This window comes from Xanthomonas sp. NCPPB 1826, from assembly GCF_056725285.1.
This window is the reverse complement of sequence record NZ_CM161521.1, coordinates 2705676-2729047: the sequence shown is the minus strand read 5'-3', so window position 1 is coordinate 2729047 and position 23372 is coordinate 2705676. Positions and strand designations below refer to the sequence as shown.

Annotated in this window: 20 protein-coding genes and 4 tRNA genes; 17 read left to right on the top strand and 7 right to left on the bottom strand. The window is 66.0% G+C overall.

Annotated elements, in window-relative coordinates:
• From AC1PLA_RS11480 to AC1PLA_RS11430, 11 genes are all read left to right on the top strand, one after another.
• On the top strand, positions 1 to 465 hold the full coding sequence (locus AC1PLA_RS11480) for an ExbD/TolR family protein (protein ID WP_016902581.1): 465 nt from the start codon (positions 1 to 3) through the stop codon (positions 463 to 465).
• Complete coding sequence (gene msbA, locus AC1PLA_RS11475; protein WP_016902580.1) at positions 462 to 2231, top strand: lipid A export permease/ATP-binding protein MsbA; 1770 nt, start codon at positions 462 to 464, stop codon at positions 2229 to 2231. Before AC1PLA_RS11480 ends, msbA begins: the two co-directional genes overlap by 4 nt.
• Positions 2228 to 3265 (top strand): tetraacyldisaccharide 4'-kinase, encoded by a 1038-nt coding sequence (gene lpxK, locus AC1PLA_RS11470; RefSeq protein ID WP_102256608.1) that lies wholly within the window; start codon positions 2228 to 2230, stop codon positions 3263 to 3265. The genes msbA and lpxK overlap by 4 nt, the downstream gene beginning before the upstream one ends.
• A gap of 284 nt (positions 3266 to 3549) precedes the next feature.
• Positions 3550 to 4329 (top strand): 3-deoxy-manno-octulosonate cytidylyltransferase, encoded by a 780-nt coding sequence (gene kdsB / locus AC1PLA_RS11465; RefSeq protein WP_481104563.1) that lies wholly within the window; start codon positions 3550 to 3552, stop codon positions 4327 to 4329.
• Positions 4326 to 4790 carry a low molecular weight protein-tyrosine-phosphatase gene (locus AC1PLA_RS11460; protein WP_481104562.1) on the top strand — a complete coding sequence of 155 codons (465 nt, stop codon included), beginning with the start codon at positions 4326 to 4328 and terminating at the stop codon, positions 4788 to 4790. The genes kdsB and AC1PLA_RS11460 overlap by 4 nt, the downstream gene beginning before the upstream one ends.
• Before the next feature lie 23 nt (positions 4791 to 4813).
• On the top strand, positions 4814 to 6232 hold the full coding sequence (locus tag AC1PLA_RS11455) for a hypothetical protein (RefSeq protein WP_481104561.1): 1419 nt from the start codon (positions 4814 to 4816) through the stop codon (positions 6230 to 6232).
• A complete protein-coding gene (uvrC, locus tag AC1PLA_RS11450) occupies positions 6229 to 8085 on the top strand; it encodes an excinuclease ABC subunit UvrC (RefSeq protein WP_481104560.1) in 1857 nt (618 codons plus the stop codon). The genes AC1PLA_RS11455 and uvrC overlap by 4 nt, the downstream gene beginning before the upstream one ends.
• The gene (gene pgsA, locus AC1PLA_RS11445) at positions 8085 to 8717 is read left to right on the top strand and encodes a CDP-diacylglycerol--glycerol-3-phosphate 3-phosphatidyltransferase (RefSeq protein ID WP_016902574.1); all 633 of its coding nucleotides are present in this window, start codon (positions 8085 to 8087) and stop codon (positions 8715 to 8717) included. The genes uvrC and pgsA overlap by 1 nt, the downstream gene beginning before the upstream one ends.
• Positions 8718 to 8753: 36 nt before the next feature.
• Positions 8754 to 8829 (top strand) — tRNA-Gly (locus AC1PLA_RS11440).
• Positions 8830 to 8897: 68 nt separating this feature from the next.
• Positions 8898 to 8971 (top strand) — tRNA-Cys (locus AC1PLA_RS11435).
• Positions 8972 to 9052: 81 nt separating this feature from the next.
• A tRNA-Gly gene (locus AC1PLA_RS11430) sits at positions 9053 to 9128 on the top strand.
• A 552-nt stretch (positions 9129 to 9680) separates the two neighbouring features.
• Here the strand turns inward: AC1PLA_RS11430 and AC1PLA_RS11425 are convergent.
• Positions 9681 to 9764 (bottom strand) — tRNA-Leu (locus tag AC1PLA_RS11425).
• 142 nt (positions 9765 to 9906) lie between these two features.
• Here AC1PLA_RS11425 and AC1PLA_RS11420 point away from each other — a divergent pair.
• Positions 9907 to 11199 carry a nucleotide sugar dehydrogenase gene (locus tag AC1PLA_RS11420; RefSeq protein ID WP_481104559.1) on the top strand — a complete coding sequence of 431 codons (1293 nt, stop codon included), beginning with the start codon at positions 9907 to 9909 and terminating at the stop codon, positions 11197 to 11199.
• Here the strand turns inward: AC1PLA_RS11420 and AC1PLA_RS11415 are convergent.
• Both AC1PLA_RS11415 and AC1PLA_RS11410 read right to left on the bottom strand, forming a co-directional pair.
• The gene (locus tag AC1PLA_RS11415; RefSeq protein ID WP_481104558.1) at positions 11183 to 12442 is read right to left on the bottom strand and encodes a TIGR03862 family flavoprotein; all 1260 of its coding nucleotides are present in this window, start codon (positions 12440 to 12442) and stop codon (positions 11183 to 11185) included. The two genes, AC1PLA_RS11420 and AC1PLA_RS11415, sit on opposite strands and share 17 nt — an antisense overlap.
• Positions 12443 to 12453: 11 nt before the next feature.
• Entirely contained in the window at positions 12454 to 12885 is a 432-nt protein-coding gene (locus AC1PLA_RS11410) for an FKBP-type peptidyl-prolyl cis-trans isomerase (RefSeq protein ID WP_181142676.1), read from the bottom strand.
• A 61-nt stretch (positions 12886 to 12946) separates the two neighbouring features.
• Between AC1PLA_RS11410 and AC1PLA_RS11405 the strand changes: the two genes are divergently transcribed.
• The 3 genes from AC1PLA_RS11405 (at position 12947) to AC1PLA_RS11395 (ending at position 14966) form a co-directional block, all read left to right on the top strand.
• A complete protein-coding gene (locus AC1PLA_RS11405) occupies positions 12947 to 13312 on the top strand; it encodes a DUF6164 family protein (RefSeq protein ID WP_065031449.1) in 366 nt (121 codons plus the stop codon).
• Between the two features lie 35 nt (positions 13313 to 13347).
• Complete coding sequence (locus AC1PLA_RS11400; protein ID WP_024938668.1) at positions 13348 to 14109, top strand: sulfurtransferase; 762 nt, start codon at positions 13348 to 13350, stop codon at positions 14107 to 14109.
• Positions 14110 to 14318: 209 nt separating this feature from the next.
• Positions 14319 to 14966: a response regulator gene (locus AC1PLA_RS11395; RefSeq protein WP_016904564.1), complete on the top strand. Its 648-nt coding sequence runs from the start codon at positions 14319 to 14321 to the stop codon at positions 14964 to 14966.
• Between the two features lie 583 nt (positions 14967 to 15549).
• On the opposite strand, the gene AC1PLA_RS11390 is transcribed toward AC1PLA_RS11395, so the two are convergent.
• Positions 15550 to 19287, bottom strand: coding sequence for an Rne/Rng family ribonuclease (locus tag AC1PLA_RS11390; protein WP_481106193.1), 3738 nt, complete (start codon positions 19285 to 19287; stop codon positions 15550 to 15552).
• 411 nt (positions 19288 to 19698) lie between these two features.
• Between AC1PLA_RS11390 and AC1PLA_RS11385 the strand changes: the two genes are divergently transcribed.
• Entirely contained in the window at positions 19699 to 20685 is a 987-nt protein-coding gene (locus AC1PLA_RS11385; RefSeq protein WP_016904562.1) for an RluA family pseudouridine synthase, read from the top strand.
• Positions 20686 to 20808: 123 nt separating this feature from the next.
• Here AC1PLA_RS11385 and zupT read toward each other — a convergent pair whose 3' ends face one another.
• From zupT to AC1PLA_RS11370, 3 genes are all read right to left on the bottom strand, one after another.
• Entirely contained in the window at positions 20809 to 21627 is an 819-nt protein-coding gene (gene zupT / locus AC1PLA_RS11380) for a zinc transporter ZupT (RefSeq protein WP_016904561.1), read from the bottom strand.
• A gap of 273 nt (positions 21628 to 21900) precedes the next feature.
• On the bottom strand, positions 21901 to 22323 hold the full coding sequence (locus AC1PLA_RS11375; protein WP_016904560.1) for an energy transducer TonB: 423 nt from the start codon (positions 22321 to 22323) through the stop codon (positions 21901 to 21903).
• A complete protein-coding gene (locus AC1PLA_RS11370) occupies positions 22320 to 22676 on the bottom strand; it encodes a 4a-hydroxytetrahydrobiopterin dehydratase (RefSeq protein WP_024938664.1) in 357 nt (118 codons plus the stop codon). The genes AC1PLA_RS11375 and AC1PLA_RS11370 overlap by 4 nt, the downstream gene beginning before the upstream one ends.
• Positions 22677 to 22765: 89 nt before the next feature.
• Here AC1PLA_RS11370 and AC1PLA_RS11365 point away from each other — a divergent pair, with 89 nt between their 5' ends.
• Positions 22766 to 23365: an NfuA family Fe-S biogenesis protein gene (locus tag AC1PLA_RS11365; protein WP_039815233.1), complete on the top strand. Its 600-nt coding sequence runs from the start codon at positions 22766 to 22768 to the stop codon at positions 23363 to 23365.
• Positions 23366 to 23372: the final 7 nt, after the last annotated feature.

The window sequence follows — 23372 nt, the reverse complement described above, 5'->3', positions numbered from 1 at the left end:
ATGCGCATCGGCAGTGACCGAAGCCAGGACGAGCCGCATATCGATCTGGTGCCATTGATTGACGTCATCCTTGTCCTCATCATCTTTTTCGTGGTGACCACGACTTTCGACGCACGCTCCACGCTGCAATTGCAGCTGCCGACCGCCAGCGACCAGCACAGCAGCACACCGCCACGTTCGCTGAGCGTGCTGGTCAATGCCGATGGGCGTTATTTCATCAACGATCAGGAAGTGCTGCGCTCGGACGTGGACTCGCTCAAGCAGACCATCGCCCAGCTCGCCGGCGACGACCGCGAGCAGACAGTGTTGATGCGCGCCGATGCACGCACGCCGTATCAAGCGGTGGTGACCGCGCAGGATGCATTGGGGCAACTCGGCTTCCGCCGCATCGCGATCGCCACAGCGCCTCAAGCCGGGGCGACACCCACGACCGGCCAGACCCGCACTAACGGAACCCGCCAGTGACCACCTCCAACGACCGCCCGGCGCCAGTTTCGTCCTGGCGCACGTACCGTCGCCTGCTGGCCTTCGCCAAGCCGTATCGCCTGTTGCTGGTGGCCGCGCTGATTGCCGCGCTGATCGAAGCGGCGGGCACGACCGGCTTCCTGGCGTTGATGAAGCCGATCACCGACGAGACCTTCATCTACAAGAATGCCGAAGTCAGTCGCTGGCTGCCGGTGCAGATCATCCTGTTGTTCGTGGTGCGCGGGGTCGCCGGCTACATCACCGATATGGCGATGGGCAAATCCGCGCGCAGCATCGCGCGCGACCTGCGCGTCAAGGTGATGTCCAAATATCTGCGCCTGCCGGGATCGCGCTTCGATTCCGAACCGGTGCCGTCGATGCTGATCCGGCTGGGCTCGGACTCGGACCAGGTGGCGCAGGCGGCGGTGGATGCGGTCAAGGTGATGATCCAGCAATCGCTGCAGGTGATCGGCGCGCTGGCGCTGATGCTGTGGCATAGCTGGCAGGTCACGCTGACCATCCTGGTGCTGGCGCCGGTGCTGGCCTGGGTGATGGACAAGGTGGCGCGGCGCTATCGGCGCATTAGCCACAGCATCCAGGAAAGCGGCGCGCATCTGCTGCAGGCGGCCGACCAGACCTTGTCCAGCCATCAGGAGGTCAAGATCTACGGTGCCCAGCAGACCGAAATGGAGCGCTATGGCGCGCTGGCCGACCGCAATCTGCGTCTGGCGATGAAGGTCGAATCCACGCGTGGCATTTCCACCGCCACGGTGCAGATGATCGGTGCGATCGGCCTGTCGGCGCTGTTGTTCGTGGCCGGTGCCCAGGCACTGGCCGGGCGGCTGACCGCCGGCGACTTCGTGGTGCTGATGACCTCGATGCTGACGATCATTCCGGGCCTCAAGCAGCTCACCAATGTGCAGAACATGGTGCAGCGTGGCCTGGCCTCGGCCGAGCGCCTGTTCTCGGTGCTCGACAGTCCCGACGAGCCGGACCAGGGCGCGGTGCCGCTGACGCGCGCCAAGGGCCTGATCGAATTCCGCAATGTCACTGCACGCTATCCTGGCCAGGTGAACCCGGCCCTGGCCGAGGTCAGTTTCGTGGCGCAACCGGGCACGGTGACGGCGATCGTCGGGCGTTCCGGCAGCGGCAAGTCCAGCCTGATCAAGTTGATCCCGCGCTTCTACGAAGCAGAGTCCGGGCAGATCCTGCTCGACGGGCACCCGGTGCAGGCGTACGCGCTGGCCGATCTGCGGCGGCAGATCGCGCTGGTCGGCCAGCAGGTCATGTTGTTCGACGGTAGCATCGCTGACAACGTCGCCTATGGCGAAATGCGCAGTGCCGATGCCGGCCAGCTGGAACGCGCCATCCTGGGCGCCAACGCGATGGAGTTCGTCGCGCAATTGCCCGAAGGCCTGCAGTCGCATGTGGGCACCAAGGGCGGGCGCCTGTCCGGCGGCCAGCGCCAGCGTCTGGCGATCGCGCGCGCGATGCTCAAGGATGCGCCGATCCTGATCCTGGACGAAGCCACCGCGGCGCTGGACAACGAATCCGAACGCCTGGTGCAGGACGCCTTGCACAAGCTGATGCCTGACCGCACCACGCTGGTGATCGCGCACCGCCTGTCCACCATCGAGCATGCCGACCAGGTGCTGGTGATGGACCAGGGCCGTATCGTCGAGCGCGGCACCCATCACCAATTGCTGGAGCAGGGCGGCTTGTACTCGCACCTGCACGGCATGCAGTTCCGCGAACGTCAGGCATGAGCAAGCGCGGCACCCGCACGCCGGGTTACTGGTACGACAATGCGCCGATCCCGCTGTCGGCGCGCCTGTTGGCGCCGGTCTACGGCGCTGCCATCGCGCTGCGACGCGCCCTGTATCGCCGCGGCTGGCGCAAGCGCCACGGCGTGCCGGTGCCGGTGATCGTGGTGGGCAACGTCACTGCCGGCGGCACCGGCAAGACGCCGTTGACGATTGCCCTGGTCGCCAAGTTGCAGGAGGCCGGCTGGACGCCCGGCGTGGCCAGCCGCGGGTATGGCCGTGACGAATCGGGCACGGCACGCTGGGTCGAGGCGGACACGCCGGTCGCGCTCGGCGGCGACGAGCCGGTCCTGATCGCCTGGAAGACCGGCGCCCGCGTACGTGTGGACAGCGATCGCCTGGCTGCGGCGCGCGCCCTGGTCGAAGCGGGCTGCGACATCGTCGTCTGCGATGACGGGCTGCAGCACTACCGGCTGGCCCGCGATGTCGAGATCGAAGTGGTCGATGGCCAGCGCCGCTACGGCAACGGGCGCCTGCTGCCGGCCGGGCCGCTGCGCGAGCCGGCTGCACGCGCACGCGACTGCGATTTCCGTGTGGTCAATCTGGGCCAGGCAAGCGCAGCAGCGACCGCACCTGCGCCCGATGACGCCGGATTCGGCGAATGGCAGATGCGCCTGAGCATCGACAGTGTGCAACCGATGGATGGCAAGCGCGCTCAGCCATTGAGCAGGCTTGCCGGCCAGCGCGTGCATGCGGTGGCCGGGATTGCGCACCCGGAACGGTTCTTCGCAATGCTGCGCGCGCGCGGCATTGGCGTGGTGCCGCATGCCTTTCCCGATCACCATGTCTATCGCGCCGCCGACTTCAGCTTCGGCAGCCGCCTGCCGGTGCTGATGACCGAAAAGGATGCAGTGAAATGCAGGCCATTTGCCGACGAATGGCTGTACAGCGTGCCGCTCAAGGCGGAGCTGCCGGCGGCGTTCTGGGTGAGCCTGTTGGATCGCCTGGACAAGTTGGCCAGCCGGCAGGGCGTGTGAACGCTGCGCCGGTAGGGCGATCTGCGGCTTGGTTGCAGGGTCCTTGCCGACCCACCGTCGCGGGACACGCCGCAAGTACATCAAGGTCCCGCGACGGTGGGCGGGCAAGGACCAATCAAGATGGTCGGTGTGCCTGTGCGAGCAGTACGGGCAGCGGCGCGTAGTGCTGATGTCGGGCATCGCTGCTCAACTGAACACCGCGACTTCGCTCAATCACACCACGACATCATGCGATTCGGTTATCTCGTTTCTTCAACTCTTCCTGCTTTCCAGAGCGCGCACGCATGACCACCACAACCCCTGCAGATTTCGTCGTCGCCATTCCCGCGCGCTACGCCTCCACGCGCTTGCCGGGCAAGCCGCTGCAACTGATCGGCGATCGCCCGATGATCCAGCATGTGGCTGAGCGGGCGCTGCTGGCCGGTGCGCGTGAGGTCTGGGTGGCCACCGACGATGCACGCATTGCCGAGGTGATTGAAGGCCTTTCCGGCGTGCATGTGGCAATGACCGGTAACGAACATGTATCGGGCACCGACCGGCTTGCCGAATGCGCGCGGATCGCCGGCTGGGAAGCCGATACCTGCGTGGTGAACCTGCAGGGCGACGAGCCGTTCGCGCCGGCCGCCGGCATCCGTGCGGTGGCCGAGCTGCTGCTGCACTCCGGCGCCGAAATGGCCACGCTGGCCGCGCAGGTCGACAGCGCGCACGAAGTGTTCGATCCGAACGTGGTCAAGCTGGTGCGTAGCGCAGGTGGCGACGCCTTGTACTTCAGCCGCGCGCCGATTCCCTGGCATCGCGACAGCTTCGCCAGTCAGCGCAACAGCTTGCCCAGTGACGGGCAATGGCTGCGCCATATCGGGATCTACGCCTACCGCGCAGGATTTCTGCAGCGCTTTGCCGCAATGCCGCCCGGCATGCTGGAGCGCATCGAGTCGCTGGAACAATTGCGCGTGATGGAGGCCGGCTACCGCATCGCGGTGGCGTTGACGCCCGAACAGTTTCCGCCGGGCATCGATACGCCGGACGATCTGGCGCGCGCGCAAACCCGCGTGGCAGCGGCATGAGGGTGCTGATCGTGTGTCTGGGCAATATCTGCCGCTCGCCAATGGGCGAGGGCGCCCTGCGTGCGCGGCTGGACGACGCGCGGTTGTCGCGGCGGATCGAGGTCGATTCGGCCGGCACCGGTGACTGGCATGCCGGCGATCCACCGGACCCGCGCGCGATTCGCTGTGCACGCGGCCATGGCGTGGATATCTCCGGGTTGCGCGCGCGCCAGGTGCGTGGCGCCGACTTCGAACACTTCGACTGGTTACTGTGCGCCGATGGCAGCAATCTGCGCGATCTGCAACGCATCGCCCCGGCGCCGCTGCGCGACAAGGTCGCGCTCTGGCTGCCCTGGGCCGGTGTGGAAGAGCGTGACGATATTCCCGACCCCTACACCGGTGGCATGGACGATTTCGAGCGTGCCTGGCAGCTGGTCGATACCGCTGCGCGCCAGACCGTGGCCAGACTCACCCGCAGCTAATCGGGCTTGGGCATAATTACGGTATGACTGCCCAGCTTACCCAGGAATTGCCGGAATTTCCTACCTGGCTCAATGCCAGGCCATCCACCCTGCAGGAGCATCGCGGGCGGGCGCTGGTGCTGGCATTCGTCAATGCCAGCTCGGTGTGGTGCGCCGAGCGCCTGGCCGAGCTGGCGCATTTCCAGGCGCGCAGCCCCGGCCGGCTGCAGGTGATCGTGGTGCAGGTGCCGCGCTTCGACAGCGAACGCGAGCCGCAACGCGCGCTCAAACAACTGCGCGGCCATGGCGTCAGTGCGCCCATCTTGCTCGACAGGGACTGGGAGACCTGGCGCCGTTTCGGCATCGACTCCTGGCCGACGCTGGTGCTGCTCGATGCCTACGGCCGCGAGCGTCAGCGCCTGGTCGGCGTGACCGGCGATCTCGACAAGGCGCTGGTCGCCCTGTGCGAAGGCCAGCAGCCGCCGTCGGATGCCGATCTGCACGGGGTGGCCGAGCGCGATCCCGAGCCGCGCCTGGAGCTGCGGTTTCCAACCGGCCTGGCCGCTACCGAGGACCGCCTGTATATCGCCGACACCGGCCATCACCGCGTGCTCGAATGCACGCATGGCGGCCGCGTGCTGCGTCAGTTCGGCCACGGCAATGCGGACTTCATCGATGGTGGCGTCGGTGAAGCGGCGTTCCGGCGTCCGCAAGGCCTGGCGCCGGAGCGCGACCAATTGTATGTCGCCGACACCGGCAATCACGCCCTGCGTCGGATCAACCTGCGCAGCGGGCAGGTCGACACCTTGTGCGGCACCGGGCGCTCCGGCGAGCCGGTCGAGGGGCCGCTGGCGTTCGCCGGTGCCTCGGCGCTGAACTACCCGCAAGGCCTGGCCGTTGCCGACAATCAGGTGTTGATCGCCATGGCGGGCGACAACCGCATCTGGAGCTATGACCTGGGCCGCGCCGCATTGAGCGCACGCGCCGGTACCGGCGCGCTCGAGATTCGCGATGGCAGCGGGCATCTGGCCGCATTTGCACAGCCGGCCGGCCTGGCCGCGGTGCAGCAGGTGGCCTACATCTGCGATGGCCTGGGCTCTTCGATCCGCACCATGCAATTGCGTGGCGATCTGGTGCAGACCCTGGTCGGCGGGCAGGGTACCTGGCAGTTCGGCGACGAGGACGGCCCGCGCGGCACTGCGCGGCTGCAGTTTCCGCAAGCCATCGCGCTGGCGGCCGACTCGCCGATGCTGTGGATTGCCGACACCGGCAACGGCCGCCTGCGCTGCCTGCGTCTGGGTGGCGGCGAACTGACCACGGTCGCGCTGCCGCGCCGCCTGCATGGCCCGGCCGGGCTGGCGGTCGCCGCCGGTGCGGTGTGGGTTGCCGAGACCGATGCCCATGCCGTGTTGCGCTACGACCTGGCGAGCGGCGAACTGCGCGATGTTTCGATAGAAGAATGAACGCAAGGCCCCAATCCGATTTCGATGGAAAGGCGTTTGCTGCGCAACTGAGCACTGCGCCCGGCGTCTACCGCATGTACGCGGGCGACGACACCTTGCTGTATGTCGGCAAGGCCGGTGCATTGCGCAAGCGCGTGGGCAGCTATTTCAACGGCACGCCGAAGAATGCGCGACTGACCTCGATGCTGTCGCAGGTCGCGCGGATGGACGTCACCGTGACCCGCAGCGAAGCCGAAGCGCTGCTGCTGGAAAACCAGCTGATCAAGTCGCTGTCGCCGCGCTACAACGTGTCGCTGCGCGACGACAAGAGTTATCCCTACGTGCTGCTGACCCGCGAGCAGTGGCCGCGCATCGCCCTGCATCGTGGCCCGCGTGCCGTGCAGGGGCGCTACTTCGGCCCGTACACCGGCGTTACCGGCGTGCGCGAAACGCTGAGCCTGATGCACAAGCTGTTCAAGCTGCGCAGTTGCGAAGACAGCGTGTTCCGCAACCGCTCGCGGCCGTGCCTGCAATACCAGATCGGCCGCTGCAGCGCGCCCTGCGTAGAGCTGGTTGCCGCGCTCGATTACGCCGAATCGGTATGCCGCGCCACCATGTTTCTGGAAGGCAAGAGCGATCAGCTCGGCGAAGAGATCATGCAGTCGATGCAGCAGGCCAGTGAGGCGCTGGAGTTCGAGCGCGCCGCACGCCTGCGCGATCTGCTGTCCTCGCTGCGCAGCATGCAGAACCGCCAGTACGTGGACGGCCGCGCGGCGGATCTGGACGTGCTGGCCTGCGCCACGCAAGCCAGCCAGGCTTGCGTACTGCTGCTGAGTTTTCGCGACGGCCGCAACCTGGGCACGCGCTCGTTCTTTCCCAAGACCAATGGCGAAGACAGCGCGGACGAAATCTTGGCTGCGTTCGTGTCGCAGTACTACGCCGAACATTCGCCGCCACGCGAGATCCTGCTCGATCGCGAAATTCCCGATGCCGAGCTGATCGAAGCCGCACTCAGCACCGCCGCCGAATACAAGGTGACGTTGAAGTGGAACGTGCGCGGCGAGCGTGCCGGCTATCTGTTGCTGGCGACACGCAACGCACAGCTGACCCTGGTCACCGAACTCACCAGCCAGAGCGCGCAGCACGCACGCAGCGAGGCATTGCGCGAGATGCTGGGGCTGGCCGAGCAGGTCAAGCGGGTGGAGTGCTTCGACATCAGTCACACCATGGGCGAGGCGACGGTGGCCTCGTGCGTGGTGTTCGATGCCAGCGGCCCGGTGCGCGGCCAATACCGGCGCTTCAATATTTCCGGGATCACGCCGGGCGATGACTACGCCGCGATGCGTCAGGCCATCGAACGGCGTTTTCGACGCGCGGTGGAAGAAAACGGCGTGCTGCCGGATGTGCTGCTGATCGACGGCGGCGCCGGTCAGCTCGCACAGGCGAAGGGCGCGCTGGCTGATCTGGGCATCGAAAATGTGCTGCTGGTCGGCGTGGCCAAGGGCGAGGAGCGCAGGGCGGGGCACGAGGCGCTGATCATGGCCGACGGCCGCGAACTGCGGCCGGGCGCGGCATCGCCGGCACTGCAGTTCATCCAGCAGGTGCGCGACGAGGCGCACCGCTTTGCGATCACCGGTCACCGCGGCCGCCGCCAGAAGGCGCGCATGACCAGCAAGCTCGAGGATATCCCCGGCATCGGTCCGCGCCGACGCGCGAGCCTGCTCAAGCATTTCGGTGGGCTGGTCGGGCTCAAGGCCGCCGGCGAGGCCGAGATTGCGCGGGTGGAGGGCGTCAATGCCGCACTTGCCGCGCGAATCTACGCTAACCTGCACGGGCTGGCGCTTCCCGATGCGGCAGGCGAGTCGAGTCCGTAATGAAGTTGACCATCCCCACGTGGCTGACACTGCTGAGGATCGTGATGATCCCGGTGTTGGTCGTGGTGTTCTACCTGCCGTACACCTGGACCAATTTCGCCTCCGCCGGCGTGTTCGCGCTGGCTGCCATCACCGACTGGCTGGATGGCTGGGTCGCGCGGCGTTATCACCAGTATTCGGCCTTCGGCGCGTTCCTGGACCCGGTGGCCGACAAGTTGATGGTCGCAGTGGCATTGTTCCTGATCGTGCAGGGCCATCCCACACCATGGATGGCGTTCTGGGCGGCGGTCATCGTCGGCCGCGAAATCGCGGTATCCGCATTGCGGGAATGGATGGCCGAAATCGGCCAGCGTGCCAAGGTGCGGGTGGCGGTGATCGGGAAGGTCAAGACCACCGCACAGATGGTCGCGCTGCTGTGTCTGCTGTATTCGGTGACGCCGGGGCAGATGCCCACGCATGAAATCTGGTTCGGCAACCTGATTTTCCGCGCCGGTTACTGGACGCTGGCGATCGCCGCATTGCTGACGCTGTGGTCCGGCTTCCAGTACCTGCAGGCCGCCTGGCCGAGCCTGCGCGCCGACGAAAAAGCCGCGATCACCAGCAAACCGAAAAAAGTCGAAAGCAATAGTTGACAGCGATGCTGTTCGCTGTAGAATTTCGCCTCCCAAGCGGGAATAGCTCAGTTGGTAGAGCGCAACCTTGCCAAGGTTGAGGTCGCGAGTTCGAGTCTCGTTTCCCGCTCCAGATGTAGACAAGGCCCCTTGCCGGAGGTCTCGTTGTTTCAAGGCAGGATGCCTTGGGTTTGATGTTTCGGCCTGGTGGTAGAGTGGTTATGCAGCGGACTGCAAATCCGCGTACGCCGGTTCAATTCCGGCCCAGGCCTCCACATTGCATGCGTTGTTTCATGCGTCGGCAACGACGACAGGACTGGCGCAACGAAGTAACAAGCTGTACAATTTTGCTCCACGCGGGAATAGCTCAGTTGGTAGAGCGCAACCTTGCCAAGGTTGAGGTCGCGAGTTCGAGTCTCGTTTCCCGCTCCAAATTCGAACCCTGTATATCGAACGATATACAGGGTTTTTTATTGGCCGACGCTGGTGTCGGGCTAGCACTTGAGGAGGGCAACTATTGGCCTTCTTCTCGCTGACGTAGCGCAGCGTGCTTGATGCCAGATGTGCATTGCGCTTGGTGCACCGCTGGCGCCAGGACGTCTGTCGTAAACAAGATCGCATCGTTGTGCGTGGCACTGCGTGGATGCTGCAGTTGCTGCTCTCCAGACGCACGGAAGGGCACCGCGGTCTGCATCGCTGTGCAATGGCGCGCCGCTTCATCTCCTTCAGAGCAGGTCTTAGCATCGCTGACCATGTCTACCGCAGCCGTGATCACCAATCTGCTCGCGCTGTTCCACCTCAGCCTGCGAGGCACTGACGGTTGCGGTGATGTCCGAGACAGGGGAGCCGGCTGAGGGCGCGCCATGCACTTGTAAGCGCGACGCGGAGGCTGGACTGCGTAATGCGAGAGCGCTGCAACCTCGCAGCGGGCAAGGTTTGCCTGCGCGTCGATGGCCTTGTGCGGTTTGCAGCGCCACTAAAGCGTGCCCGGGGCGGGAATCGAACCCGCATAGCCTTGCAGCTGAGGGATTTTAAGTCCCTTGCGTCTACCAGTTTCGCCACCCGGGCATTGCGATAGCGTGCCTGATTGCGCGCCGATTGTGAATCGCCGCGTCGCCAGTTCGCCGCACTGATGGTCCGATGGCTGCCTGCGCTATGCTCCCACCGCGCAGGCGCGCAGCAACCGGCTGCGCACGATCGAAGGAACCGCATGTCCAGCACCACGCTACTCGCTCCGCTGCAGGCCCGCATCGCCGTGATTGGATTGGGCTATGTCGGCCTGCCGCTGGCCGTTGCATTCGGCGAGCAACGCGATACGTTGGGCTTCGACATCGATGCGCAGCGGGTCGGGCAGCTGCGCGATGGCCACGATGCCACGCTGGAGCTGGACGACACCGAGCTGGCTGCCGCCACCCGGTTGCGCTACACCGCGAATGCTGCGGACCTGGCTGCGTGCAGCATCTTCATCGTCACCGTGCCGACGCCGATCGACAGCTTCGAGCAGCCCGACCTGGAACCGCTGCGCAGTGCCACCACGCTGATCGCCGCTGCGCTCAAACCCGGCGACCTGGTGATCTACGAATCCACCGTTTACCCGGGCACCACCGAAGAAGTCTGCGTGCCCTTGCTCGAAGCCGCATCGGGGCTACGTTTCAACGACGACTTCTTCTGTGGCTACAGCCCCGAGCGCGTCAATCCGGGTGACCGCCAGCGGCGTCTGCGCGATATCCGCAAGATCACCTCCGGCTCCACCGCAGAAGCCGCCGATGCGGTCGACGCGCTGTACACCAGCATCATCACTGCCGGCACCTGGCGGGCGCCGTCGATGCGCGTGGCCGAGGCCGCCAAGGTGGTCGAAAACATCCAGCGCGACGTCAATATCGCACTGGTCAACGAACTGGCCTTGATCTTCGACAAGCTGGGTATCGATACGTTGGACGTGCTGGAGGCTGCCGGAACCAAGTGGAATTTCCTGCCGTTCCGTCCCGGCCTGGTCGGTGGTCACTGCATCGGGGTGGATCCGTATTACCTGATGCACAAATCCGAAAGCGTGGGCTATCACCCGGACCTGATCCACACCGCGCGCCAGGTCAACAACCGCGTCGGCCGGCACGTGGCCGAGCGCGTCTGCGCCATGCTGGCCACACGTGGCGTGGTGCTTGCGCAGGCGAGGGTGCTGGTGCTGGGCGCCACCTTCAAGGAGAACTGCCCGGACCTGCGCAACAGCCGCGCGCTGGAACTGGTGCAGCTGCTGCAAGCCGCGGGCGTGCAGGTCGACACCTGCGACCCGTGGGCCGACCCCGCAGAAGCGCTGCAACATGCCGGCGTGCAGTTGTGCGAGCTTGCGGACGACGGTGCGTACGACGCCGTCGTGCTGGCAGTCGCGCATGCGCAATACCGCGACTACGACACCCAGCGTATTGCCGCACTGGGCAAACCGGGTGCGGTGATTTACGACGTCAAATCGGTGTGGCCGCGCGAGGCGGTCAGCGATCGTCTGTAGCGCGGTTAGTCTGCTGCAACCATTGCACCACGCCATGCGCGGCACGTAATCCGCTGGCGAAGCAGGCAGTCAGCAGATAGCCGCCGGTCGGTGCTTCCCAGTCGAGCATTTCGCCGGCGCAGAACACGCCAGGCTGCGCGCGCGCCATCAGCTGCGCATCCAGCGCCTCCAGCTGCACGCCACCGGCCGAGCTGATCGCCTCGGCAAGCGGGCGCGGTCGCAGCAGGCGTAACGGCAAGTGTTTGAGCGTACGCGCCACCAGCGCAAGATCGTCGCCCGCCTGTTTGCCCAGATGTTCGTAGAGCAAGGCGGCCTTGACGCCGTCGATGCCGACCTGCCGGCGCAGGTGCTCGCTGAAACTGCGTCCCTTGCGCGGTTTTTCCAGTTCGGCGTTGACGCGTTCCAGCGAGCGCCCCGGAAGCAGGTCCAGGCCCAGCTCGGCGACGCCATCGGCATCGATCTGCGCGCGCAGATCTGCAGCCAGCGCATAGATCAGGCTGCCCTCAATGCCGGTGGACGTCGCAACGCACTCGCCCTGCAACTGCTGCGGTGTGCCGCTGCGATCCTGCCAGTGCGCGACCACGGGCTTGAGCGGCGCACCGGCATGCCGCTGCACAAAATGCGCGCTCCAGGCGATGTCGAAGCCGCAGTTGGCCGGCACCAGCGGCGCCACCGCAATGCCGTGATCCTGCAGCACGCCTTGCCAGCGACCATCGGAGCCGAGCTGCGGCCAGCTGCCGCCACCGAGCGCCAGCACCACGGCATCTGCGGTGCGTTCGACATCACCGGTGGGCGAGTGGAAACGCAGCGCACCGTCATCGCTCCAACCAAGCCAACGATGCTGCACATGAAACGTGACGCCTTGTTCCTTGAGTCGGCGCACCCAGCCGCGCAGCAGCGGCGCGGCCTTGCGATCCATCGGGAACACGCGCCCGGAACTGCCGACATAGGTCTCCACGCCCAGATCGCGTGCCCAGGCGCGCAGCGCGTCCGCATCGAACTGCTGCAGCCACGATGCGACGGCCTCCCTGCGCTCGCGATAGCGCTGCGCAAACAACGGCATCGGATCGGAGTGGGTGAGGTTCAAGCCGCCCTTGCCGGCAATCAGGAACTTGCGCCCCACCGAACCCTTGGCTTCGTACAGGTCGACCGCAAGGCCTGCCGCACATGCCACCTCTGCCGCCATCAGGCCGGCCGGCCCACCGCCAATGATGGCCAGCCGCCGCTTGCTCGCATCCGTCATTGCTCAGCCCTTCAGCGCGGCTGCACGCCGAGCAATTCCACATCGAACACCAGCGATGCGCCGGGCGGGATCACGCCGCCAGCGCCGTTGTCGCCATAGCCGTACTCGGGCGGAATCATCAAGCTGCGCTTGCCGCCCACACGCATGCCGGCCACGCCCTCGTCCCAGCCGCGGATCACCTGATGGCCGCCCAGCACGAACTGGAACGGCTCGGCGCGGTCGAGCGAGCTGTCGAACTTCTTGCCATGCTTGTCGGCGGCTTTTTCGTCATACAGCCAGCCGGTGTAATGCACGGTGACCATCGCGCCCGGTGTGGCTTCGGCACCGGTGCCGATGTTGCGGTCGATCCGCTCGAACGTGGCGATGGTGCCGCCGGACGGCGGCAGGGCAGGCGCACAGCCCGCGAGCAGCAGGGCAGCACAAAGCGTCAACAGAAGGCGCATGGGATGGTCCAGCAAAGGGAGTGCATCATTATCGCACCTGGCTCCCGGTATCATCGTGCCCATGGCCAAGCTGCTGCTCAATCTGCGCAATGTTCCCGATGACGAAGCCGACGAGGTACGGGCGCTGATGCGCGAGCATCTGGTGCAGATCTACGAAACCCGGCCCAGCAATTGGGGCATCTCCGCCGGCGGCATCTGGCTCAGCGACGATGCCGATCACCCGCGCGCCAAGGCGCTGATGGATGCGTATCAGGCCCAACGCGGTGCCGTGGCGCGTGCGCAGCGCCAGGATGCGCTCGCTGCCGGCACGGCCGAAACCTTCGGCGCGCTGCTGCGCAAGCGTCCCCTGTTCGTGATCGCCACGTTGATCGGCATGCTGGTTGTCGCCTCGCTGGTCCTGCTGCCGTTCCTGCTGTTGCGCGGCTGATCGCACCTGCGGCCGCATCGGCTTAAAATGGCCGCATGATCACCAATACCGCTGCCTACCAATTCGTCACCATCCAGGACCCGCAGTCGCTCGCCGACAGCGTCCTGGCACACGCCGGGCAGCAGGCCTTGAAGGGATCGGTGCTGGTGGCCGAAGAAGGGATCAACCTGTTTCTGGCCGGCGAAGCCGAGCAGATCGACACGTTCTATGCGTGGCTGCAGGCCGATGCGCGCTTTGCGCAGATGCGCATCAAGTACAGCCTGAGCGCGTTGCAGCCGTTCGCGCGGCTCAAGGTGAAGGTCAAGCCGGAGATCATCAGCTTTCGCCGCGACGATGCCTCGCCGCTGCAGGGCCGTGCGCCTGCGGTGACGCCCGCCACGCTGCGCGAGTGGATGCGGGCAGGGCGCGATGATCGCGGCCGCCCGCTGGTGCTGCTGGATACGCGCAATGCCCAGGAAGTGGCGTACGGCACGTTCCAGGGCGCGCTGACGTTGCCGATCGACAAGTTCACCGACCTGCCGGCGGCGCTGGAGGCGCATCGCGCTGCATTGGCCGACGCCACCGTGGTCAGCTTCTGCACCGGCGGCATTCGTTGCGAGAAGGCGGCGTTGTGGATGCAGGCCGACGGCATGGATAACGTACTGCAGCTCGAAGGCGGCATCCTCGGCTATTTCGAAGAAGTCGGTGGCGAAGGCTATGACGGCCGCTGCTTCGTGTTCGACGAACGCGTTGCACTCGATGCGCAATTGCGCCCATTGGTGGATGCCGAGCGCAGCACCGAAGCAGGAAAAATCTGACCGAGCGCGAGTGAAATGCCCGATGTTCGCGTATTGGGCGCGCTCGCATCATCCGATCACGCCGCGATAGTGCATGCAATGCCTACCATGACGCGTGGCGGCAGAGTACTTCGCGTTCTGACTCGAACGTAATACGTCGCATCGAGCTTGCCCTGAATTATTCACGGAGATAGGCTGCACCAGCCAGCCGCACAGCGAGGACAACAAGGATGACCATCAGAGTTTTTCTGATCGACGATCATGCACTCGTGCGTACCGGCATGAAGATGATCCTGTCCAAGGAAGTGGACATCGATGTGGTGGGAGAGGCAGAGAGCGGGGAGGCGGCCTTGCCGCAAATCCGCCAGCTCAAGCCCGAGATCGTGCTGTGCGACCTGCACCTGCCCGGTGTCAGCGGCCTGGAAATCACCGAGCGCATCGTCAAGGGCGATTACGGCACCCGCGTCATCATCGTGTCGGTGCTGGAAGATGGCCCATTGCCCAAGCGTCTGCTCGAAGCCGGCGCATCGGGGTATGTCGGCAAGGGCGGCGATGCGCAGGAGCTGCTGCGCGCAGTGCGCGAAGTCGCACTGGGCCGGCGCTATCTCGGCAATACCATTGCGCAGAATCTGGCCCTGTCCAACCTGGAAGGGGGCAGCTCGCCCTTCGACGCGCTATCGCCGCGCGAACTGGAGGTGGCCTTGTTGCTGACCCAGGGCCTGCGCCAGGAAGACATCGCCAAGCGCCTGAACCTCAGTGCAAAGACCATCAACACGCACAAGGCGCGCCTGTTCGAGAAGGTCGGCATCCAGGACAACATCGCCCTGGCGCGTCTGGCCAATCAGTACGGTCTGACCGATCCGGCGCGTACCTTGTAAGCCACGCCCTCGGGTTTCGATCTTGCAGATGCAGCAGTCAGATGCTGCTGCACAACGAGCGGGTTAAAAGAGCATGCACGCTGTTCTGCGCGGGAGAAGCACTCCTGCGTCCCGAACGCGCGTGTTCGCTTCGGCATTTAATGCCCGAAAGGCGCTTTGCTTGCGACGGCTGCCGATGATGACCTGTCGTTACAGCGCGGTGCGCTGCGCCATTGGAGCAGGCCGATCGAATCGGTTTGAACGCCGCCACATTCGATGACGAACGCTTGCCGATGCGTAGCAGCGGACATTTCGGTTTGCTGGCGTGGATGCAGTTACGGCGCAGGGCCATGATGGCGCTGGCTTCTGCCTGAGTCCTGATTTTGGCGGCAATCGCCCCGTCGCTCGTTGATGCGGCGGGAACAGCGCCTGGGACAAGCGCGACTGCGAGCGCAGCAACTGTTTCGTTGCGATTCCTGCAAGGCCTGGTCATCCAGTATCGGCATGACACTGCCGCACACAAAAACAAGGCGGCCCGAAGGCCGCCTTGTTTGACACTACCCGCCTGGATTCACGCAGGCGGGTTCAACCGGCTGGGAAACGATCAGTGATCGCCACGCGGCTTGTTGGTGTCGTCCTGCTGCTCCTGCGCGTCATCGCCATTGCGCGCTGCATCTGCCGTCTTTGCTGTCTCGGACACGACGACGGTCGGCTTCGGCTTGTCGGCAGTCTGCTCGTTGGCGTCTGCAGACACCACGGGCGCGACCACTACCGGCCGCTCAGGCGCCTTGTACGGCACCGGCGTTTCGGCCTGCGTCGATGTCGCGGTCGCTGCTGTTGCGTCGGCCGGAGCCAATGCGTCAAGCAGCGTGGTCTGCACAGGAGCGTACGGCTTGCGTGCCGGCGCAGCGTCGGCAGACGGCGAGGTCTGCGGCACTGTGGCGGTGGACGTGGCAGCAACATCGGCTGCCGGGCTTGCCGCCGTTGACGGCTCGGCATGCTGCGGCTTGGACGTCACGACGTCCGCCTGCGCGCTGGAAGGCGCAGCAGCGACCGGCTTCGGCACACTGACGGCTGGCGGCGCTGCGTCGGTTTTCACCGGCTCCGCTTGCGTTGCTGCCGCGGCTGCAGCCGGTGCTGCCTGTTCCTGCCGAGCAACCGAAGGCGCTGCAGCGTCGGCCGATGCCGACGGCACCGGCGTTGACTGCACAGCCGGCTCGGGCGAACGCACGGCCGAAGGAGCAGCACGCTCGACCGGCTGAGCTACAGGAGCCGCGGCTGGCGTCGCGACCGGAGCCGAGGCGGCAACCGATGGCGAGGCAGCGGACGGAGCCGGAGCGGCAACCGGCGCCTGACCCGGCGGGGTCGCCGATTCCTGCGCAACAACCGGAGCCTGCGGCGCTTGCGGGGTCGTCGATGCAACGGCAGAAGCCTGCGCAGCCGGTGCCGATGCAACCGACGCCGTGTTGCTGGCCGAGGCGGTTGCAGCCGGTGCCGCGGAGGCCGCCGATGCATCGCCACGTGCCTGCTCGGCTGCGGTGACTGCCGGAGTTGCAGCCTGCTGCTCGAACGACGGCGTGGCATTGGAAACCGGCGCCGTGGTCGACGTTGTGTCAGCCGCCAGCAGTGCTTCCGCACGCTCCTTCGGGACCGGGCGCGGTTTCACTGCGGCCGGAGCGCTGGATTCCGGCTTGGCGCGTGCCGATACCGTAGGCGTGCTCGCGTCGTCGTCGAAGTCGAACTCCGGTTGACCAGCGCGCGGGGCAGCCGAGGTGTGGACTTGCGCACCGGCTTCGTCGCTCTCGTTGTCGCCATCGAGATCGCCTTCGGCGTCGCCGTCCAGATCGTCCGTCTCCAGACCATCGACGCCGGTACCGCCTTCACCGTTTGCGCCAGCGCCGCGACGGCGACGACGGCCACCACGACGACCGCGACGACGACGGCTGCCGCCTTCGCCATTTGCCGCATCATCGCCTGCTGCCTCCGGTGCCTGGCCCTCCGCATTTGCATCGGTACCGCGATCGGCATGCGACTCGGTCACGATGACCTCGACCGGATGCGCCGGGGTGACCGCAGCTGCTGCCACTGGCGTTGCCGGTGCTGCGGTGCCGGCAATTGCCGCGACCACGGTTGCAGTCGTTGCGGTTGCAGCAGTCGAGGTCAGCGTCTGCGCCGAGGCAGTGCCTTCTTCCTGACGCGCAGGGCGCTGCTGCCGCTCGGACGGCGCGCCGTCCTGCTGCTGCGCAGCTGCACGCGGCGGGCGCGGTGCCTGGTTCTGCGGCTTCTGCTTCTGCTGCTGGGCCTGCTGCGGCTGCTTGGGCTGTTGCTGTGCCTCGTTGCGCGGCGGCTTGGGCACCTGCACCTGCTGCGCCTGACCGCCGTTTTGCGCAGCCTGACCATTGGCCGGCTGGCGACGCTCGTCACGACGCTCCTTGTTGGCGCCATTGCCATTGCCGTTACCGCCATTGCCGCGGTGCTGATTGCCACCGTTGCCGCCATTGCGGGCATCGCGGCCGTCGCGACGCTGGCCGCCACGATCGCCACGCTCGTTGCGGCTGCTGCGGCCGGCATCGTTCTGACGCGGACGCTGGGTCGACTCGGGCGCAGGCGCAACCGGCTCGACGCCGCCGAAGATGCGCTTCAGCCAGCCGACCACGCCGGTGACCGGCGCGGGAAGCGGCAGTGGCGCGACCGGAGCCGGTGCAGGTGCAGGTGCGACCGGGGCAGGGGCCTCCTCACGCAGCGGAGCCGGCTGGCTCGGCTTGATCGAGGTCACTGCCGGCGCAGCCGGGATATTCAACTGTGCCTTGGTCAGCGCATGCACCGGCAGCTTGCGCGGGGTACCGCGCTGGTAGCTCGGCTTGCCGCTGTCTTCGCCCAGCTCGTTCTCACGCAGTCGTGTGACTTCGTAGTGCGGGGTGTGCAGCTGCTCGTCGGCAACGATGATGATCGGCGACTCGTGACGCTGCTCGATCTCACGCAGCGCGCTGCGCTTTTCGTTGAGCAGGTAGTTGGCGATCTCCACCGGGGCCTGGACCAGCACCTGTCCGGTGTTTTCCTTCATGGCGTGCTCTTCGGCCACGCGAATGATCGACAGCGACAGCGACTCGACGCTGCGCATGCGGCCATGGCCGTCGCAACGCGGGCACACGATCTGGCTGGATTCGCCCAGGCTCGGACGCAGGCGCTGGCGGCTCATTTCCATCAGGCCGAAGCGCGAGATGCGGCCCAACTGCACGCGTGCGCGGTCGTACTTGAGCGCGTTCTGCAGCTTGTTTTCGACTTCACGCTGGTGCTTGGTCGAGGCCATGTCGATGAAGTCGATCACCACCAGGCCGCCCAGGTCGCGCAGGCGCAGCTGGCGGGCCACTTCTTCGGCCGCTTCCAGATTGGTCTGGAAGGCGGTTTCTTCGATGTCGCTGCCCTTGGTGGCGCGCGAGGAGTTCACGTCGACGGCGGTCAGCGCTTCGGTCTGGTCGACCACGATCGAGCCGCCCGACGGCAGACGCACGTTGCGCTCGTAGGCGCCTTCGATCTGCGATTCGATCTGGAAGCGGTTGAACAGCGGAATGTCGTCGGTGTAGTGCTTGAGCTTGCGCAGGCTCTGCGGCATCACCTGCTGCATGAACTCCTGGGCGTCGGCATACAGCTCCGGTGTATCGACCAGGATTTCGCCGATGTCGGCGCGCAGGTAGTCGCGCAGGGCGCGGATGATCAGGCGCGATTCCTGGTAGATCAGGAACGCGGCTGGCTTGCTCAGCGCCGCCTCGGCGATCGCCTTCCAGGTCTGCAGCAGGTAGTCCAGATCCCACTGCAGTTCTTCGGCGTCACGGCCGACACCGGCGGTGCGGATGATCACGCCCATGTCGTCGGGGATGTCGAGCTTGTCCAGCGCTTCCTTCAGCGCGGCGCGGTCTTCGCCCTCGATCCGACGCGAGACGCCACCGGCGCTGGGCGAATTGGGCATCAGCACCATGTAGCGGCCGGCCAGCGAGATGAACGTGGTCAGGGCGGCGCCCTTGTTGCCACGCTCTTCCTTGTCGACCTGCACCACGATTTCCTGGCCCTCGCGCAGCAACTCGCGGATGGTCGACTTGTTGTGGTCGACACCAGCCTGGAAATAGTCGCGGGAGATTTCCTTCAGCGGCAGGAAGCCATGGCGCTCGGCGCCATAGTCCACGAACGCCGCCTCCAGCGAGGGCTCGAGCCGGGTGATACGGCCCTTGTAGATGTTGGACTTCTTTTGTTCCTTGGACGGCTGTTCGATGTCGATGTCGTACAGGGTTTGGCCGTCCACAATCGCCACGCGCAGCTCTTCGGCCTGCGTTGCGTTGATCAGCATTCGCTTCATTGTTGCGTTCCTCTCGCGCTCTACCGCGCGGAACGCCGTGACGTTTCGCCTCTGGAACAGCTTGTCGGCCCTTCGCGCAACGCGCGGACAGGCCTGACCAGGGTTTCCAGCGCTGCAACACCACGGCAGGCCGCGGGAGCGCTTGTCTTAAGTTTTTATAGGTGTTTCAGGGCCGGCAGCCGCGTCCGGACGAACCGGGGCAGCGCACGGGACATGTTCAGCGCGACGGTCAAAAACCGCCGGCGATGGCCGGGTAGGCCGGTGAGCCGCTAACATGGCCGCCCCGGGGGCGGTGGTCGCGCACTGTGCCGGAATCATCGGAAGGCAGGCTTCTGGCCAATCAACTTCCAACGAAATCAAACCCTTATCTCGCTCGCCGAGTGTAACAGAATAAAGAGCCGGATGACCGACCCCCAGACCCCCAAGCCGCCCACCGACCGTGTGGGCGTGCGCATTCTCAAAGTTCCGGAAGACCGTGCTGGGCAGCGGCTGGACAATTTCCTGCTCGGCCAGCTGAAGGGCGCGCCACGCAGCCTGATCTACAAGCTGGTGCGCAGCGGACAGGTGCGCGTGAACGGCGGGCGGGCCAAGGCCGAGCGCAAGCTCGAGGGTGGCGAGGAAGTGCGGATCCCGCCGGTGCGCGTGGCCGAGGAGGGCGACAAGGCGGCGCCACCGGCGTCGTTCCTGGCGCGGCTGGAAGCGGCGATCGTGTTCGAGGACGCGCGCCTGCTGGCGCTGAACAAGCCCTCCGGGGTCGCCAGCCATGGCGGCAGCGGGATCAGCTTCGGCGCCATCGAAACCCTGCGCGCCCTGCGCCCGAATCAGACCCTGGAACTGGTGCACCGGCTCGACCGCGATACCTCGGGCCTGCTGATCGTGGCGAAGAAGCGTTCGGCGCTGACCGAGCTGCAGGCCTTGATGCGCGAAGACGACCGTGTCGAAGGCCGCGGCATCACCAAGCGCTATCTGACCTTGCTGGTCGGCCGCATGCCCGATGGAGTGATGACAGTCGATGCGCCGCTGCATATCGGGCTGCGCCAGGGCGGCGAGCGGCATGTGCAGGTCAATGCGATCGGCAAGCCCTCGCTGAGCCACTTCAAGCTGCTGGAGCGACGCGGCGGGCACTCCTATTGCGAAGTCCGTATCGAAACCGGCCGCACCCACCAGATCCGCGTGCACGCCCAGCACCTGGGGCACCCGGTGGCCGGGGACGACAAGTACGGCGAAGCGGAGGTCAACAAGCGCCTGCGCGACCAGCTCGGCCTGAAGCGCCTGTTCCTGCACGCTGCTTCGCTGGAATTTGCGCTGGACGCCGGCAAGACGCCCTATGTGTTGAGCGCGCCGCTGGCGCCGGAACTGGCCGAGGCATTGGACCGGCTAGGGCGCTGAGGCCGCCATTGCGCCGCGGCGAAGTTCCCATCCCGGTCTCGGCCGCCAGCGCGTCGCCGACGCGTCCTGGCGGTCGGCGCGATGGTCGTCGTGCCGGCGCTGCGGCTGCGGCTCCGCCGGGCGTTAAGGCGTGGCAAAGCGGAACAACACCAGGCTGATCGCCAGCGTACCCATGCCGGCCACCAGGCCGTAGACCGTCTCGTGGCCCTGCGCGTAGCGCTTGGCCGCCGGCAACAATTCGTCCAGCGCCAGGAACACCATCACCCCGGAAATCAGGCCGAAGACCGTGCCGAACACCGCTTCGGACAGCACGCTGGACAAGGCCAGATAGCCGATGCCGGCGCCGATCGGCTCGGCCAGTCCGCTGAGCAGGCTGGCGCCGAAGGCGTAGAACTTGTTGCGGGTGGCGAAGTACACCGGCACCGCAATGGCGATGCCCTCGGGAATGTTGTGGATCGCGATGGCGAACGCGAGCGGCATGCCGACCGCGGGGCTTTCCAGTGTGGCGAAGAAGGTCGCCAGGCCTTCGGGGAAATTGTGCGCGGTGATGGCGATGGCGGTCATCAAGCCGACCCGGCGGATATAGGCGCGGTTGTCGTCGCGGAACAGCGGATCGTCGCTGGACAGGCTCTGGTGCGGGTTGGGCACCAGGCGGTCGATCACCATGATCAGCAGCATGCCGGCCAGAAACGCCAGCGTGCCGAAGGTGAAGCCGAGCTTGTCGTTGTAGGCGTTGGAGAACGAGGCGATCGACTTGTTGAGAATCTCCGACAGCGACACATACACCATCGCACCGCCGGCGAATGCCAGCCCGAATGCCAGCAGGCGCGGGTTGGGCTTCTTGGAGAACACGACCATCAGGCTGCCGAGTCCGGTCGCCAGGCCAGCGGCCAGCGTGACCGCAAATGCGGTCCAGACATTGTGGGATGACACTTCGAGCATGTGACGCACGACCTCGTGGAATAGAACGTACTCGGCGGGGAGCGTGGCGACTGCTGCTGCGCACTTTGCGCATGACCACACTGCGGCTGCAGGATGGCCATGCCTGGATGACGAAGGCGTGGTGTCTGGCGCGATAACCCTGACGCGTGCACGCCGGCATCAGGCGCGCACCGTGGGTAGCTGGAGCTGATGCAGGCCGTTCGCCGTGCTCAGCCTTGCGTGCTGCGCGCCGGCGCGTTGCCGCGGCCGTACGCGCAAGGCATCAAAGGCGGCTTAGCCGCCTCGACGCGCACGCTCTTCGATGGCGAAGCATTCGTCCGGGCGCGGCACCGGCGGCTTGAACGCGACCGGCACCTGGATCGTCTGCGGCACTGCCTGGCCATTGCGCGTGGCGGCCCGGAATTTCCATTCGCGCACGCGTTTTTGCGCGGCTTCGTCCAGCACCGGCTGACCGCTGCTTTGCGATACCGAGACGTCGGTCGGGGTGCCTTCGACACCGACCACGACCCGGAGCACCGAGGTGCCGCCGATGCCGGCACAGGCCAGCTGCGGCGAGTATTCCGGCGGCGGGGTCTTCAAGGCGGCCAGTTCGGTCGGTGCCACCGCCGGGGCGGCGGGCTGCTGCGACGACTTGCCACACCCGCTGATGCCGACGGCAAGAAACAGGCCGGCAAGGGCAGCGCGAGACAGGGTCATGGGGTGGCTCCTTGATCGTAAAGCTGGGCGGCCTTGGCCGCGCAGATGAAGTCGTTTTCGCTCAATCCGCCGACGTCGTGGGTGGAATAGCGCACCACCACGCGGTCGTAATGCACGCCCAGGTCGGGGTGGTGGTCCTCGCGGTGGGCGATCCAGGCCAGCGCATTCACGAAGGCCAGCGTGCGGTAATAGTCGGCAAAGCGGAATGTGCGGGTAATTGCCGTGCCCACTTCGGCCAGCTCCCAGCCCGGCACCTGCGGCAGCAGTTCAGCCAGACGCGCTTCGCCAAGCTTGTGGTCGCTGCCCTTGCGCGGCAGGCAATGGGCCTGTTCCAGGGGAATCAGATCGGTCATGACAGTCTCGCAGGGGTGGCGGACAGCGCGTTCACTCAGGATCACGGTGTTCCATGAGCGCAGGCGCATTGAGCGGTAGAATAACCCGCATGATCCAGATATCCGACAAAGCCCAAACCTATTTCCGCAAGCTCATCGAACGCGAGGGCGTGCCCGGCATGGGTGTGCGCCTGAGCGCGGTGGACGCGGGCACTCCGCGCGCCGACGCCCGGCTGGAGTTCGCCGAACCGGCGGACCTGAGCGGCGACGAATGGGCGATCGACTGCGACGGTTTCACCTTATATATCGTCGCCGCCAGCGTGCCCTGGGTGGATGGCGCCGAGATCGACTACGTCACCCAGTCCACCGGCAACCAGCAGCTCACCATCAAGGCGCCCAAGATCAAGGGCGAAGCGCCGGCCGATTCCGCATCGATGGTGGAGCGCGTGCGCTGGGTGGTGGAGAACGAGATCAACCCACAGCTGGCATCGCATGGCGGCCGCGTGGCGGTGCAGGAGGTCTCGGCAGAGGGCGTCGTGCTGCTGCGCTTCGGCGGCGGTTGCCACGGCTGCGGCATGGCCGATGTGACCTTGAAGCAGGGCATCGAGAAGACCCTGATGGGGCGCGTGCCCGGCGTGATAGCGGTGCGCGACGCGACCGACCACGCCACCGGCGACGCGCCGTATATCCCGCGCGATAGCGCGGCCTGATTCCGCG

Coding starts and splice junctions, on each gene's coding strand:
- AC1PLA_RS11385 (WP_016904562.1), top strand. CDS start 19,699: ATGACCGACCCCCAGACCCCCAAGCCGCCCACCGACCGTGTGGGCGTG.
- AC1PLA_RS11415 (WP_481104558.1), bottom strand. CDS start 12,442: ATGACGGATGCGAGCAAGCGGCGGCTGGCCATCATTGGCGGTGGGCCG.
- AC1PLA_RS11455 (WP_481104561.1), top strand. CDS start 4,814: ATGACTGCCCAGCTTACCCAGGAATTGCCGGAATTTCCTACCTGGCTC.
- AC1PLA_RS11420 (WP_481104559.1), top strand. CDS start 9,907: ATGTCCAGCACCACGCTACTCGCTCCGCTGCAGGCCCGCATCGCCGTG.
- AC1PLA_RS11460 (WP_481104562.1), top strand. CDS start 4,326: ATGAGGGTGCTGATCGTGTGTCTGGGCAATATCTGCCGCTCGCCAATG.
- AC1PLA_RS11370 (WP_024938664.1), bottom strand. CDS start 22,676: ATGACCGATCTGATTCCCCTGGAACAGGCCCATTGCCTGCCGCGCAAG.
- AC1PLA_RS11400 (WP_024938668.1), top strand. CDS start 13,348: ATGATCACCAATACCGCTGCCTACCAATTCGTCACCATCCAGGACCCG.
- kdsB (WP_481104563.1), top strand. CDS start 3,550: ATGACCACCACAACCCCTGCAGATTTCGTCGTCGCCATTCCCGCGCGC.
- zupT (WP_016904561.1), bottom strand. CDS start 21,627: ATGCTCGAAGTGTCATCCCACAATGTCTGGACCGCATTTGCGGTCACG.
- AC1PLA_RS11480 (WP_016902581.1), top strand. CDS start 1: ATGCGCATCGGCAGTGACCGAAGCCAGGACGAGCCGCATATCGATCTG.
- AC1PLA_RS11390 (WP_481106193.1), bottom strand. CDS start 19,287: ATGCTGATCAACGCAACGCAGGCCGAAGAGCTGCGCGTGGCGATTGTG.
- AC1PLA_RS11395 (WP_016904564.1), top strand. CDS start 14,319: ATGACCATCAGAGTTTTTCTGATCGACGATCATGCACTCGTGCGTACC.
- uvrC (WP_481104560.1), top strand. CDS start 6,229: ATGAACGCAAGGCCCCAATCCGATTTCGATGGAAAGGCGTTTGCTGCG.
- AC1PLA_RS11365 (WP_039815233.1), top strand. CDS start 22,766: ATGATCCAGATATCCGACAAAGCCCAAACCTATTTCCGCAAGCTCATC.
- lpxK (WP_102256608.1), top strand. CDS start 2,228: ATGAGCAAGCGCGGCACCCGCACGCCGGGTTACTGGTACGACAATGCG.
- pgsA (WP_016902574.1), top strand. CDS start 8,085: ATGAAGTTGACCATCCCCACGTGGCTGACACTGCTGAGGATCGTGATG.
- AC1PLA_RS11410 (WP_181142676.1), bottom strand. CDS start 12,885: ATGCGCCTTCTGTTGACGCTTTGTGCTGCCCTGCTGCTCGCGGGCTGT.
- AC1PLA_RS11405 (WP_065031449.1), top strand. CDS start 12,947: ATGGCCAAGCTGCTGCTCAATCTGCGCAATGTTCCCGATGACGAAGCC.
- AC1PLA_RS11375 (WP_016904560.1), bottom strand. CDS start 22,323: ATGACCCTGTCTCGCGCTGCCCTTGCCGGCCTGTTTCTTGCCGTCGGC.